We start from the raw sequence: 13,946 nt of genomic DNA, 5'->3' as shown, positions 1-13,946 counted from the left end.
CTCGTTAACTACCGGGAAGCTTACTCTTTGTCCAGCGGTGCCATGCTGACGGAAGAGAGGTAGTTGAGCAGTGCAATATCGTTCTCGACACCCAGCTTCATCATTGCCGATTTTTTCTGGCTACTGATTGTTTTGATGCTGCGGTTGAGCTTCTTGGCGATCTCGGTCACCAGGAAACCTTCGGCGAACAGACGCAGTACTTCGCTCTCTTTTGGCGACAGACGCTTGTCACCGTAACCACTGGCGCTGATCCTCTCCAACAGTTTGGAGACGCTTTCCGGCGTGAACTTCTTGCCTTTTTGCAATGCGGCCAGCGCTTTCGGCAGGTCGGTAGGCGCACCCTGTTTCAGCACGATACCTTCGATATCCAGATCTAGCACGGCGCTCAGAATCGCCGGGTTGTTGTTCATGGTCAGAACGATGATCGACAACTGTGGATAATGGCGCTTGATGTATTTGATCAGCGTAATGCCGTCGCCATATTTATCGCCTGGCATAGAAAGGTCGGTGATCAGTACATTGGCGTCCAGTTTGGACAGGTTGTTGATCAGTGCTGTTGAGTCTTCAAACTCCCCAACGACATTCACCCATTCAATTTGCTCAAGTGACTTCCGGATGCCAAACAGTACGATAGGATGGTCATCAGCAATAATTACGTTCAGGTTATTCATGTTGTTGGCTACCTTGCTCCAGCAGTCTGCTGACGAAAAAATCAATCTGACTGATGTTATTCTCGATCTTGAGCGCATCACCGTCTGCGATGTGCTGTTCTAACGATTCACACAGTTGCTTGCCGGGAAGCAGATTTAACATGGCAAACACGCCTTTCAGGCGGTGTGCTGTCTGTGACAGAGCATTGAAATCACTGCTGCCCGCCTCAGTATACAGTTTTTTGATATCGTCGGGTACTGTATCAACAAACAGGCCATAGTAATCACTTGATTTCAATTGTTTTTCATAGAGTTGGATGTCGTCGGCGGTCAGCGAAAGCGGGCTTTCCGGCTGTTCCAGGGCGGCCATTTGCTGCTCAATCAGCATCAACACGGCGTCTATCATTGCGCCACTCAGGTTATAGTTTACTCGAATATAGCGTTTCTCAAGCTGTTGCCATCCGGCCTCATCGCTGGTCAGCAGCAGGGTATAATCATCAGCCCTGTGTGGATTGTCGGTCAGCAAAACATCGTAGTCGCGGTTAATCTGGCGTTCATCGGCAATGATGCAGCTCGCGCCATAGGCGTGCAGCAAGTGGGTAACAATGCCGCGCACTTCTTCGGACGTGATGTCCAACAGGGCGGTTACGCCGTCGAGCAGTTTTTCCTGCGCTTCCGTCTCCTTTTTCTCCATTTCCATCGGCACGCGAATGGTGTAGCGGGTGCCGATGTCGACCTTGCTGCGAATATCCAACTGGCCGTTGAGTTTTTTGCATAGCTGGTTGCACAAGAAGAAGGTCAGGCCGGAGCCATGATTAAAGCGATCCACCAGCGTCTGGCTGAGGAACGGATAGTTGAGGTTACTGATTTCCTCGTTGGAAATACCCGAGCCGGTATCATTGATGTGGAACACCAGGCGATCGGGGTGCTCGGGTTCATGATCAACCACCAGAGAAATCTTGCCGCAGGCGGTAGTGATAATCGCGTAATGCACCAGAAGCGAGATCACCTTGCGTAGCGCGTTAGCGTCACCGATGTATTGCTGCTCGACATCAAGCTGGAAATGATTGAACAGCGACAGTCCTTTTTGATTGATGGAAGGCAGGGCCTCGCGCAGCAATTCATCTATCAGGGTCGAGGGGCTGAACGGGTGGCGCGAAGGTTGCCAGTCCTGAGTTTCCAGCCGGGTGAGCAGGGTGATGTTTTCAATCAAGCCCAGCACCGAAGACGATTGTGCGGTCAACTCTGTTAGCAGCGCTTGCTGTTGTTCTTCATCCGGTTGCGTACGCAGGCGATCGGCCAGATCGTGCATTTGGCGCACCGGTTGGTTGAGCTCGATCCCCAAATTGTGCAGCATCAGTTTGCGTGCCTGTACATTTTTGTCGTACTCGCGCTGTGCCTGCTGCAACCGCTTGTTGACCATGACTTCCTTGTCCTGATCGTTTAACAGGAACAGGTAAGTTTCCGCTGAGAGCTGGCTGCGGAAAATGCGAATTTCATACACCTCATTGTTGACCGTCGCTTGAATCACCCCGTGGTGCTGTTCGGCCATATGGGCAATTTTTTGTAGGCTCAGGTGAGGCAGCAGATGTTGGGCAATCTTATTGCTGGCGATCACCGTATTGCTGGCAAAGTTGTACACCAGCAGGCCGGAAGGCAGGCTGGCGATAATCTCTTGATTCAGCGCGCGTTCGGCCTCCAGTTCAACCGCCATGTTCTCGCTAGGGCGAATGTATTGTCGACGAATAAAGTAGATGCCTGCCAGCGACAGCGCCAACAGCAACAGATTGATGGCGATTAACCAGATATTGTTACGCAGCAGGTCGATCGCCAGGCTGATGGCGGAAACCCGATAAACCACTTTTAGCGGTGCGTTGGGCAAGGAGGCTGTGAAGTCGACCCAGTTGCCACTCATCGTTATACCGGCGTTGGTGGTGCCTTCAATCGGCAGAGTTCCATCGTCCAGATTGCTGTTATCGGGCAGCAGCATAAAGTTGGCACGCGCCATATTAATCGGGATGATATCGTTAATCGGCAAATCGAAGGCGATCACCGTGGCCAGATGCCCCGGTTGATTGAAGGTCGTACGGATTGAAAACGAATAGGCGTTTTGGAAACGCTGCTTGCGTAAGGCGGAGAAGCTTTCGCGCTCGTCGAGCATATTTGCCTGTTGCAGCATTTCGGCGCGACGATCTTCCGCCGATGTCGTCAGGTAGTTTTCCTTGAAGCGAGAGGCCAACTCTTTTAAAGGCTGAGTGGTGATCAGACTCAGGCTGTTGTCCTGACCATTAAGGTAATACATGGCGTAATTTTCGGTCTTGGCCCCCCAGCGGGCATCCAGATAGTCTGAAATATTGGCGATCATCGCCAATGTGCTTTCTTCATGGCTGCCGAAAATCACCGCGTCGGTTTTCTTGTGAGGTTTTTCCAGATAGTAAACGTCTGGCCGCAGTCGGGTTTCTTGCAGGCTGGGATCGACGTTCAGGGAGGCCGCATTGCCGAATTTATCGTAGATCTGATAGGTGACGTAGCGATAGTTGTCGATGCGCTTTTGCAGCCCATTGGCGATGCTGTTCAGCGCATATTTTTTCTCCGCCAGCCAGGCGTTGGTATAGTTGTAGCCGTACAGGCCAATGGCAATCGTCAGCAGCACGGCAAATAGCAGGAAGCAACGGGTAATATTGCTTGAGCTAATGGTCAGTTGTTTGTTTTGCATAGTTGGCTGCGCATTTCCTGAATCAACGGGTTATCGCCCGGGCGCTGGCGGTAACAGCCAGGAGTAAGACGGCAACGCAGGCAAAGGCTACCGTCAGGCTGGAGAACTGGGCGATAAAGCCGATTAACGCCGGCCCGGCGAGAATGCCGGCATAGCCTACGGTAGTCACCGAGGCGATAGCCAGATTGGCCGGCATATCATGTTGATTGCCTGCGGCACTGAACAGGATCGGCACCACGTTAGAGGCACCCAACCCTACCAGCATAAACCCGATCAGCGAGACCATGGCATTATCGAACACAATCGCCATGCTCAGACCGATAGCGGCACACAGGCTGCCGAGCAGCAAGACCTTATATCTGCCCAGGGCGTTGACGATGCGGTCACCGTTCAACCTGCCGAGGGTCATGGTAATGGAGAACAGCGCGTAGCCTAAACCGGCCTGGCTGTGGTCAACCCCACGCAGGGTAGTGAGGAACAGGGCGCTCCAGTCAAGCATCGAACCTTCGGCCAGGAACATGATAAAGCACAGGATGCCGATAAACATCACCCAGCCACGTGGCACGACGAACATCGGTCCACCTTCTTCACCGCCGCTTTCACGCAACAAATTTCGGCTGGCAACGGCCAGCAGTGCTGCGATGGTCAGGACTGTGACGCAAGTTGCCAGCAAGGGAGGCATCCCCAGCCACAACATCACGCTGACGCCACCGGCGCCGGCAATGCCGCCAACGCTGAAGAAACCATGAAAACCGGACATCATGGCCTTGCCGCTGGCGCGTTCGACCACCACGGCTTGCACGTTCATCGCCACATCGATCATGCCGATAGCCGCGCCAAACAGCAGCAGCGCCAACGCCATGCCGGTGGTGGTATCCATCAGCACCAACAGTGGCAAATCAATGCACAAGGCCAGACCGGCCAGCAAGATCACCGGTCGGCAACCCAATCTGCCGGTGAGATAACCGGTGAGCGGCATCGCCAGCATCGAACCAGCACCAATGCACAGCAGCAGCAGACCCAGGGAGCCATCATCAATGCCGATGCGCGCTTTGGCGAAGGGAACCAGGGGCGCCCAGGCGGCCATGCCGAAACCGGCGACAAAAAAGGCCAATCGCGTGGCGATCTGCGCCGGGACGCCGGGTTTTTGCTGTTCGTTGCACAAGGTGGATGTCATGTGGGCATCAGGATCTGTTGTGGAAATGCGGGCTGAAAGTTATGGAGTGTTTTTATCACAATCCGCGATCCGGGTCGAAAGGATTTGCGCCATCATCGGGCTTTGCTGCCGCTCGACGTTCCAGCCACAGGCTAATGACGTGCACAATATACTGCTTTTGCTGTTCGTCCAGTGCCTGTCCTTGCGGAATACTATGCCACTTGGCCAGACAACCGCGACAGCACGTGGCGGTGGCATGCTGGGCGACAAACACCGGGTGGCCCCGCATGGGGGTCTGCTTGCCGTCATTGTTCGGAAAAGGCGGCGCCAGGCGTTGTTCGATGAAATCTCGCGCGTGACTAAGGATCAGCGGGAGCCCTTTGGTATCAAAATAAAGCTGGTCTTTAGAATTCAGGCGAAATTTGGCGCGGAAAGGGGAACTTTGTAACCGACGCCACAGCGCTTCGGGTTGAAATAGCATGGGTCATCTTCTTCAGAGCATTTTGGGCAGGTTAACAAAATAGAAGGGGGACGGCCAATGTTGTCGCCTCAAACAGGTTGCCGCACGTAGTGTAAGATATTTCAGTAATCGGGGGAGTTTAAAATTAATGCGGTTAATAAGTAGTCTAAAATACGAGAAAAGATTAGCGATTAGTGCTGAAGTTAATTAGGGTAATGATATCTTTGTGTGATTATTTTTTGGCATAAAGTGCGCATTGAGGTGAAATGTGAGCAAGATTTTAGCCAATAAAAAACCGGCCATAAGCCGGTCGAATTGTACAGAGTGTACGAAAATTATCTTACAGATAATGAAGGTAATAATGAAAATAATGATGATAGCGGGATTATTATAACGTCAGCGTTATGTGATGCTTTTGGCACAATGTGCTTATTGCGAGTGAGTTTTGTATGGCTATCTTTTTTTTCTTAAGTTTTTGTATAACTCTATGATTTTATGTCTATAAGTATTTTTGTTGGCATTGCGTGCCTTATTTATTGTGTTTGTAATGTTCTGTGGAAGTTCGCTCAAGTTTACATTTAGAAACCTTTAATAATCACACTGAAACACTATCGGATACTTGGTATCATTTTCTTTCTGGATTAATATTATCCTTGTTACCAGAATGGTAATGCACAGTCGTGCTAATAATGCTCAAAAGGGCAGTGGCCATAGCTCGACAAAATAAACGAGGATAATAACAATGAAACTTCGAGTTCTTTCTCTGATCGTACCCGCACTGCTGGTTGCAGGCACCGCAGGCGCGGCAGAAATCTACAACAAAGACGGCAACAAACTGGATTTGTACGGCAAGGTTGACGGCCTTCACTATTTCTCCGACAACAATGGCTCTGATGGTGATATGTCTTATATGCGTTTCGGCCTGCGCGGTGAAACACAAATCAGCGACCAACTGACCGGTTTTGGCCAATGGGAATATCAGGCAAACCTCAATCACGCTGAAAGCGAAGACAACAAAAACTTTACCCGTTACGGTTTTGCCGGCCTGAAGTTTGGCGATTACGGTTCATTTGACTACGGCCGTAATACTGGCGTGCTGTATGACGTTGCGGCTTATACCGACTTGCAGCCTGAGTTCGACGGCTCCACTTACGGTGCCGACCAATTCATGTTCCAACGCTCCAGCGGTTTGGCAACTTACCGTAACACCGACTTCTTCGGTCTGGTTGACGGCCTGAACTTTGCTCTGCAGTACCAGGGTAAAAACGGCAGCGGCGAAGAGTCTAACAACGGCCGTGAAGTTCTCAATCAGAACGGCGACGGCTACGGCATGTCGGTGAACTACGACATCGGCTATGGCATCAGCGCTGCAGGTGCCTTCTTTAGTTCCAAACGTACCAGCGAGCAAAACGGCGGTGGCGCATACAGTGGCATCATGGGCCGTGGTGACCGTGCAGAAGGTTATTCTGGTGGTCTGAAATATGACGCCAACGACGCTTACCTGGCCGTGATGTTCACGCAGTCTTACAATGCCGCTCGCTTTGGTTCTACCAGCAGCGATGCTTACGGTTATGCCAACAAGGCGCAAAGTATCGAAGCTTACGCACACTACCAGTTTGACTTCGGTCTGCGTCCATTCGTTGGTTATAACCAAACCAAAGGTAAAAACCTGGGTCTGGCCGCTAACGGCAAGGATTACGGCGACGAAGATCTGGTCAAATTTGTGGATCTGGGTGCGACTTACTTCTTCAACAAAAACATGTCCACCTACGTTGACTACAAAATCAACCTGTTGGACGACAACGACTTCACCAAGTCTGCCGGTATCAATACCGACAACGTGGTTGCCGTGGGCCTGGTTTACCAGTTCTAAGCAACAGAGTGTGAATGTGACCACGCGGCCTTCGGGCCGCGTTTTTTTTTGCCTGCGCTTTGGCACGAATTGGCATGAATGAGGCACGGATTGCCATTCTGAGATCCTGCGGCTTACCTAAACTTTCTGCACAGTGATAAATCAGGAGGTTAGCATGGAACTCAGCATAAATCGGGTGGTTGAAACCGTACTGTACGTCAAGGATATCGAACGCGCCGGTGCATTCTATCAGCAGGTTTTAAAACTACCGGTGATGGTGGCGAACGAGCGTTTCCGCGCTTACAACGTCGGTGAGCAAAGCGTATTGCTGTTGTTTATCGAAGGGGACTCGCTGAAAGGCGCGCATTATCCAGAAGGGTATATCCCCCCGCATGACGGCAGCGGGCCACTGCATATCGGGTTAGCGGTGGCGAAAGAACAGTTGCCGCATTGGGAGCAACATCTGACGACTCAGGGGATCGAGATAGAAGGGCGGATGAGCTGGGATCACGGCGGTGAGAGCATCTACTTCCGCGATCCCGACGGTCATCTGATGGAGCTGGTGACGCCGGGGATTTGGGCCAATTACTGATGATGCCAAACTTCGGCTAAGGCCTTCAGCGTTTCGCTCAGCAGCAATAAGGCATTCTGCGGTTGCTGCGCTATTTGCACCTTGACGATCGCCCCGTCAATCAGCATCGCCAGCATCTCTGCCCGTTGTTCTCGTTCCGGGCCAAGGGGTAAATAGCGGGCGATCTCTTCGGCCATTTGCTGCTTGTGTCGGCGGGCGATGTCCAGGCTTTCCGGCAACATATCCGCCAGTTCAACCGCCGTATTGATAAAAGCGCAGCCGCGGTAGTGCGGATCGCTAAACCATTCCTCGAGACAAGGCACCAAGGCAGGTAAGACATCCCCGAACTGCTCGACATACTGTGCCAGTGACTGACTGAACCAGCTCAACCATTGCTCATGGCGGTAAGCCAGAAACGCCTCAATCAACTCGTTTTTGCTGGGGAAATGGCGATAAAAGGTCACCTTTGCCACACCAGACTCGCTGATGATGCGATCGATACCGGTCGCTCGCACCCCATCGCGGTAAAACAGATCGTGGGCAGTCAGCAGGATACGCTGGCGTGGGGGCAGAGGTTGGGGAGCTGCGTGCATTTAAATACTTCCATAAAATAGGCTGCGATGATTGTAGACAACTCTGTCTACTTGCACTAGCGTAATTGTGTAGACAAATCTGTCTACATCAATTTAACCTCCGAGGTAAGCTATGAGCATTAAACCCCCCTTGCCGCCCTTTACCCGTGAATCGGCGATTGAGAAAGTCCGTTTGGCGGAAGATGCCTGGAACAGCCGCGACCCGGAAAGGGTAGCGCAGGTCTATTCGGTCGATACCCATTGGCGTAATCGCGCTGAGTTTGTTGATGGCCGTGAGGCTGTCTGTGCTTTTTTGCAACGCAAGTGGGCCAAGGAGCTGGAATATCGGCTGATCAAAGAATTATGGGCATTTGACGGGGCCCGCATCGCAGTGCGTTTTGCTTACGAATGGCGTGATGACTCCGGCAACTGGTACCGCAGTTTTGGTAACGAGAACTGGGAGTTCAATACGGATGGCCAGATGATCAACAGACACGCCTGCATCAATGATATGCCGATCCGCGAGCAGGATCGTCAATTCCACTGGCCGCTCGGTCGCCGTCCGGATGATATTGCGGCTTTGAGCGAGTTTGGCTTCTGATTGCCATTATTGATAATAAGGCTTCAACTCCGCGTGGAGAGCGGAGATCAGCCGTTTTTTCCACTCGATTTCACCCTGGCGATAGTGTGAAAACAGATAACCAATCGCCAGATCGTCCAGGATCGGCAGGGCGTACAGTCCCTGCTTGTCCTGCTGTGCATTGAACCAGGGTTGCGGAACTACTGCCATCAGTGGCGCTGCGCGCAGTACCGGTGGCAACTGCGCGTAATCGGCACAGCTGAGCTGGATCCTGCGTTGTAAACCCTGGCGTTCCAACTGACGGTCAAGTTCGTTCTCTGCCTGTGCCCAGGGATGGCAGTAATAGTGCGGGTAGTCTGCCAGTTCACCAAATGTCAGCCCGTTTTTGTGACCTAATACCTGGCGCAACGGCGATCCGAATACCGCCACCAGGCGGGTGCTGCCAATAAGCTCATAACGCAGCGCGCTGGTGCGCTGTTGGTGATCGCCAACGGCAATCACCATATCTACCGCGCCTTCCAGCAGCTCAGTGCGCCATGAACGTCGCTCAAAATTTTGGCAGCGGATATCGGCATTGGCTAGCGCGCTTTTCTGCGCCAGCAACGGCAATAAGATCGGATGCAGTGCCGGCGGCACAACCAGGGTGAAATGCCGTGGCGCGTCCGGCACATGGCCGAACAATTCACTGTCCAGCGAAGAGAACAAGGGCGTTAGCGTTTCTTTAAGCGACAGGGCAAACAGCGTCGGCACCTGGCGATGCCCTTCCCGCCGGAACAGAGGCTCATCCAGCACCTCACGCAAGCGGGCCAGGGCGTGACTGACGGCAGAAGTGCTGATGCCGAGCTTATCCGCCGTTTTCTGGCTGGATCCGGTGCTGGTCAACAGGTAGAGCACTTTCAGCAGGTTCATGTCCATTTGCAGAATGTTCATTAATAGCCTTTTAAATTGAATACGCTTCAATATTAGGCTGAGTATACTTCAGCCCTGTTTTTCCCCGTAGAGCTGAAACATGAAAAAAAACATGGGTTATCTGATGGCTATGACATTCTCACTGTGCTTTAACGCTCAGGCACAGCTCGATCCTGCGCAACCGTTGTCCAGCGCGCCGCCATATTCACTGTTTGAGCAATGGGCGCAGCCGGTGGCGCCATTCCAGATGTTCCCTCAGGTGTATTATGTCGGCACACGCAACCTTTCTTCCGTGCTGTTCAGCACGCCGGAAGGATTGATTCTTATTGATGCGGGGTTAGATGCCAGTGCCCCGGTGATAAAATCCCATATTGAGGCATTGGGCTTCAACATCAAGGATTTGCGCTTCATTCTTAACAGTCACGCACGTCTCGATCAGGCTGGAGGCATCGCTCGTTTGAAAGCCTGGAGCGGGGCGAAAGTGGTTGCCAGCGCCGCCAATGCCCAACAGTTGGCACGGGGAGGAAAGCAGGATTTTGCCTTGGGAGATGCACTTGGTTTCCCTCCGGTGAAGGTCGACATTATCGTCGGGCAAGGGGATAGCGTTACTTTGGGCGGGCTGAAATTTACGGCGTTAATGACGCCGGGGCATTTGCCTGGCGCCACTTCATGGACGACCACGCTGCGGCAGAGCGGCAAAACCTATCGGCTGGTCTATGCCGACAGTTTGGCAACCCCGGACTACTATCTGGTCGATAACAAAAACTACCCGAGTCTGGTGCAGGACATCCGCAGCAGCTTTAGGCTTTTGGCCCAGCAGCACGCGGATATTTTTATCGCCAATAAGGGAACGCGCTTCGATCTGGAAAATAAAATGGCGCGACTTCAGGCTGGCGATCGGGATGCTTTTGTCGATCGGCTGGGGCTACAGCAATATGTGCAGCAGTCTCAACGGTCTTTTGAGACGCAGTTAAAACAGCAGCAAAGTAAAGATTAAGTTATCTTTCTATTTTATTTTGGCGCAATTAACCCTGCCCAATAAAATAAGGCATGTGATTTAGATATATTTAATAAAATTAATGAGGGTAAAAGGTGGTGCCCGGGTTTGATAAGGCGGAAAGACTGAGGGGATAATAATGTGAAAAAGATTTTGAATAAGGGATGGCGCGCGTTGAATATTGATCGCCGGGAGTGCTGACGGCAAAATGACCAGTGGCGGGCTATGATGAAACAGGCTGCAGTAGCCGCAGAAGTTAAAACAGTCGCCGGTGCTCATGTCCGCCATGTTGTGCCCTGCCGGCGGGCTATCGGTGAGGTTCTGGCTCATCATTGTCCTGTGTTCGGCATGCTCCGCATTCATGGGCATGCCAATCATCTCGCTGTTATCCATGCTATTTTTTGCAAGATGGGTGGAGATTGATGGCGCGATGAATATCATCAACATAGCGAACAGGCCCAGCCAGGCCAGCGTGCGCATATGTTGAATTGACAGTTTCACCAGGAGCGTCCTTGCAGGGTTAAAGCGTAAAGGAATGACAATGTCAGCAGTTGTTCCACTATTGTAACATTGATGAGAATTAAGCTAAACAGAGAAGAAATCTGTTTGTTAAATGAATTTAATTCGGGTAGATTCCGGGTAATTCCATTTGACCACGGATGACTTATCATGTCTGAACGCAATATTGCGTTGCCTGCTGCTGCGCAGAATATTAACCTGCAGGTGACTACTCGCAGTTGGTTTATTCCGTTGGCTATGCGGGTTCATTTTTATATTGGTTTTTTTGTTGGGCCGTTTTTACTTATTGCGGCATTGAGTGGCATATTTTATGCCTTGACGCCGCAAATTGAATCAAGGCTTTATGCCCCGCAGTTGTATAACGACAGTACCGGTCCGGTACTGCCGTTAAAACAGCAGATTATGGCCGCTCAGGCGATAGCGCCATCAAAAGCCTCTCTGTCGGCAGTGCGTCCTTCTCCGGCAGAGGGCGAGAATACCCGGGTTCTGTTTAACGTCGCAGGGCTTCAGGCTTCGGAACGTTTGGCGGTGTTTGTTGATCCGGTTACGGCGCAGACGCACGGCGTAATGACGGTTTATGGTACCAGCGGCGTATTGCCGTTGCGCACCTGGCTGGACCAATTTCACCGCAGTCTGTTGCTGGGGGATGTAGGGCGAAATTACAGCGAACTGGCAGCCTCCTGGCTATGGATTGCCGCGCTGGGGGGGCTGATCCTCTGGGGGGCGCGCAGGCGTAAGAAGGTAACGCGTCAGCGTGGTGGCTTACGCAGGTTACATGAAAAAAGTGGCGTACTGCTGCTGGTCGGCCTGCTGTTCTTTTCTGCCACCGGGCTGACCTGGTCACAGTGGGCTGGGGAGAATATCAGCGTGCTGCGCCAGCAATTCGGCTGGTCAACACCCTCGCTGTCGACGGCGATTAACGGGCAGGACGCTGTACCTGCCGGCGATCATGCGGAACACCATGAGCATATGATGGTCAGGGCGGAACCGCCTCAGGATGGCGCCATGTATGACAGGGCCCTGGCCGGTGCACGGCAGGCCGGTATCGACGCCGCCAGGGTTGAAATCAAGCAGCCGGCGATGGCGGGGCAGGCCTGGACGGTCATGGAGATCGATCGCCGTTGGCCGACGCAGGTTGATGCTGTTGCTATCGATCCCGTAACCCTGGCCATTACCGATCGCGTCAGTTTTGAACAATACCCGCTCGCGGCAAAATTAACGCGCTGGGGAATCGATTTGCATATGGGCGTCCTGTTTGGCCTGGTCAATGAGCTGGTGCTGGTGGTTTTTGCCGCCGGGCTGGTGGCGATGGTGGTGATGGGGTACCTGATGTGGTGGCGAGGTCGGCCAACGCGAGTGGTACGTAAACCAGCCCGTTCCCCCTTTATGTTGCTGCGCAAAACGCCAAAAGGGCCGCTGTTGCTGATAGTCTGCCTGACGCTGCTGCTGGGCATTTGTTTGCCGGTGATGGGCGTCAGTTTACTGATGTTTCTGCTGTGTGATTTGCTGTGGTATCTGGCTACGCGGTGGCGTAAACCGCACCTATCGACAAAGTGAAATTTGTAGAAAAGCCTTTCCTCTTCTAGACTTAGAGTACAACAAACGTACTCTAAGAGGACAAGTCATGACGAACAAGCTGATTTTAGCCGTTTGCACAGCAGCGACATTTTCTATTCTTGCCGGCTGTACGGCTTATGACAGGGCCGCCAGTTACGTTCAGGAGCCTGTGGTCAGTGATGTCAAAGTAGGGATGACCAAACAGCAGGTTCGTGCCATTGCCGGTCCACCGTCAACCACGGCGACTTTGGTTCACGCTCAGGGGACTTGCGATACCTATGCGGTAGCGCCGCGTGACGGGAAAGTGCAAACCTATTTTGTGAGCTACAGCGATACCGGACATGTGATGAACAAAGGCTATCAGACCTGTTCTGATTACGACTCACAGCCTAAATAATCCCCGATTAAGTGAGCAATCCAGCCCCGCTTTTGCGGGGTTTTTCATTTTTTAACCGTTAGCGGCTTGAAGTTTAAGCAAACGCACTTTTTCCTGCATTTTTTTTCATGAAACGATAGACATTTCATAACGGTAGCGCTAATATCTGCGCCCATTGGAAGGATGGCCGAGTGGTTTAAGGCAACGGTCTTGAAAACCGTCGAGTGTAACAGCTCCCAGAGTTCGAATCTCTGTCCTTCCGCCAAATTTAGCCGGCTTAGCTCAGTAGGTAGAGCAACTGACTTGTAATCAGTAGGTCACCAGTTCGATTCCGGTAGCCGGCACCATATAAGCAGTACAGGCGCTTAATCACGCCCACGAACCCCAGTAATCTTAACGGTTACTGGGGTTTTTCGTTTTACGTCCTCGTAACTTCTGGAAGCCGCGCCTTCGTTGGGTTGAATACGCTCATAGCATGATGGGGAAGAAGTGACGGCTTTCTAACGACAACAGTGAAAGATTATCGATTAGAAGGCGTAAGCCCCTCGAACACCAGACGAAAAAAAGCCTGTTTTAAAGCAGACTTTTTTAATTGATTTGGTCGGCATGAGAGGTCTTGAAAATGGCTAAAATTCGTCAATTACCTTCTGGGAAATGGAATGTGTTGATCGCGTGAAGGGTGAATCTAAAAAATCAGCTACGCGAGATAAAAGGAAAGAAATAGTGGATTGATTAGCAGATTTGAAGGGGGATAAGAACAAGCCCTAACCACGGTAGACCGTTTGATAACTCCTTACCTTGAAGAAGCGATGATCAGGTGCAAATATGAAGTGGGGGCACCAATCGATATCCCTGCGGGTCGCTGGATTGATTTACGTGTAGAGGTGCCTGGTGGTGACGAGGCGGAGTTCATACCATGGCTGGAAGGCGAAGTTATTCAGGAACCTTAACAGTCAGAGGTAACCGAACCGGGAGGTCAAGAAAAGGTGCCAGGTGAAAACACTAGCACCTATCAAATAAAACAAGGAGTG

Annotated in this window: 13 protein-coding genes and 2 tRNA genes; 8 read left to right on the top strand and 7 right to left on the bottom strand. The window is 51.9% G+C overall.

The window, feature by feature from the left end; translation table 11 throughout:
• Positions 1-20: 20 nt before the first annotated feature.
• From rcsB to M495_RS16400, 4 genes are read right to left on the bottom strand one after another with little or no spacing between them, the layout of a single operon-like run.
• Positions 21-671, bottom strand: coding sequence for a response regulator transcription factor RcsB (rcsB, locus tag M495_RS16415; protein WP_004947156.1), 651 nt, complete (start codon positions 669-671; stop codon positions 21-23).
• Positions 664-3,366, bottom strand: a complete 2,703-nt coding sequence (rcsD, locus tag M495_RS16410; protein ID WP_020827802.1) for a phosphotransferase RcsD — start codon at positions 3,364-3,366, stop codon at positions 664-666. Before rcsD ends, rcsB begins: the two co-directional genes overlap by 8 nt.
• A gap of 22 nt (positions 3,367-3,388) precedes the next feature.
• A complete protein-coding gene (locus M495_RS16405) occupies positions 3,389-4,543 on the bottom strand; it encodes an MFS transporter (protein WP_020827801.1) in 1,155 nt (384 codons plus the stop codon).
• A 55-nt stretch (positions 4,544-4,598) separates the two neighbouring features.
• Positions 4,599-5,003: a DUF4186 domain-containing protein gene (locus M495_RS16400; protein WP_020827800.1), complete on the bottom strand. Its 405-nt coding sequence runs from the start codon at positions 5,001-5,003 to the stop codon at positions 4,599-4,601.
• Positions 5,004-5,724: 721 nt separating this feature from the next.
• Between M495_RS16400 and ompC the strand changes: the two genes are divergently transcribed.
• Together ompC and M495_RS16390 are read left to right on the top strand one after the other, a co-directional pair.
• Positions 5,725-6,855, top strand: coding sequence for a porin OmpC (ompC, locus tag M495_RS16395; protein WP_020827799.1), 1,131 nt, complete (start codon positions 5,725-5,727; stop codon positions 6,853-6,855).
• Positions 6,856-7,009: 154 nt separating this feature from the next.
• Positions 7,010-7,426: a VOC family protein gene (locus tag M495_RS16390; protein WP_020827798.1), complete on the top strand. Its 417-nt coding sequence runs from the start codon at positions 7,010-7,012 to the stop codon at positions 7,424-7,426.
• Here the strand turns inward: M495_RS16390 and M495_RS16385 are convergent.
• Positions 7,420-7,998 (bottom strand): TetR/AcrR family transcriptional regulator, encoded by a 579-nt coding sequence (locus tag M495_RS16385; RefSeq protein ID WP_020827797.1) that lies wholly within the window; start codon positions 7,996-7,998, stop codon positions 7,420-7,422. The genes M495_RS16390 and M495_RS16385 overlap by 7 nt on opposite strands.
• Positions 7,999-8,110: 112 nt before the next feature.
• On the opposite strand from M495_RS16385, the gene M495_RS16380 reads away from it, so the two are divergent.
• A complete protein-coding gene (locus M495_RS16380) occupies positions 8,111-8,578 on the top strand; it encodes a nuclear transport factor 2 family protein (protein ID WP_020827796.1) in 468 nt (155 codons plus the stop codon).
• A gap of 6 nt (positions 8,579-8,584) precedes the next feature.
• On the opposite strand, the gene M495_RS16375 is transcribed toward M495_RS16380, so the two are convergent.
• A complete protein-coding gene (locus tag M495_RS16375; protein WP_020827795.1) occupies positions 8,585-9,487 on the bottom strand; it encodes a LysR family transcriptional regulator in 903 nt (300 codons plus the stop codon).
• A 79-nt stretch (positions 9,488-9,566) separates the two neighbouring features.
• On the opposite strand from M495_RS16375, the gene blaSPR reads away from it, so the two are divergent.
• Positions 9,567-10,463: an SPR family subclass B3 metallo-beta-lactamase gene (gene blaSPR / locus M495_RS16370; RefSeq protein ID WP_041414768.1), complete on the top strand. Its 897-nt coding sequence runs from the start codon at positions 9,567-9,569 to the stop codon at positions 10,461-10,463.
• A 60-nt stretch (positions 10,464-10,523) separates the two neighbouring features.
• Here the strand turns inward: blaSPR and M495_RS16365 are convergent, their stop codons facing one another.
• Positions 10,524-10,964 (bottom strand): DUF2946 domain-containing protein, encoded by a 441-nt coding sequence (locus tag M495_RS16365; RefSeq protein ID WP_020827793.1) that lies wholly within the window; start codon positions 10,962-10,964, stop codon positions 10,524-10,526.
• 168 nt (positions 10,965-11,132) lie between these two features.
• Here M495_RS16365 and M495_RS16360 point away from each other — a divergent pair, with 168 nt between their 5' ends.
• The 4 genes from M495_RS16360 to M495_RS16345 all read left to right on the top strand — a co-directional run bounded on the left by M495_RS16360 (position 11,133) and on the right by M495_RS16345 (position 13,262).
• Entirely contained in the window at positions 11,133-12,539 is a 1,407-nt protein-coding gene (locus M495_RS16360; RefSeq protein WP_020827792.1) for a PepSY-associated TM helix domain-containing protein, read from the top strand.
• Positions 12,540-12,606: 67 nt separating this feature from the next.
• Positions 12,607-12,936 (top strand): osmotically-inducible lipoprotein OsmE, encoded by a 330-nt coding sequence (osmE, locus tag M495_RS16355; RefSeq protein WP_041414766.1) that lies wholly within the window; start codon positions 12,607-12,609, stop codon positions 12,934-12,936.
• A 156-nt stretch (positions 12,937-13,092) separates the two neighbouring features.
• Positions 13,093-13,180, top strand: a tRNA-Ser gene (locus M495_RS16350).
• Positions 13,181-13,186: 6 nt separating this feature from the next.
• Positions 13,187-13,262: transfer RNA gene (locus M495_RS16345), tRNA-Thr, on the top strand.
• The last annotated feature ends 684 nt before the right edge of the window (positions 13,263-13,946 follow it).

Origin of the sequence: Serratia liquefaciens ATCC 27592 (genome assembly GCF_000422085.1) — a bacterium.
Lineage (GTDB): Bacteria > Pseudomonadota > Gammaproteobacteria > Enterobacterales > Enterobacteriaceae > Serratia > Serratia liquefaciens.
This window is presented reverse-complemented; position numbering and strand designations above follow the sequence as displayed.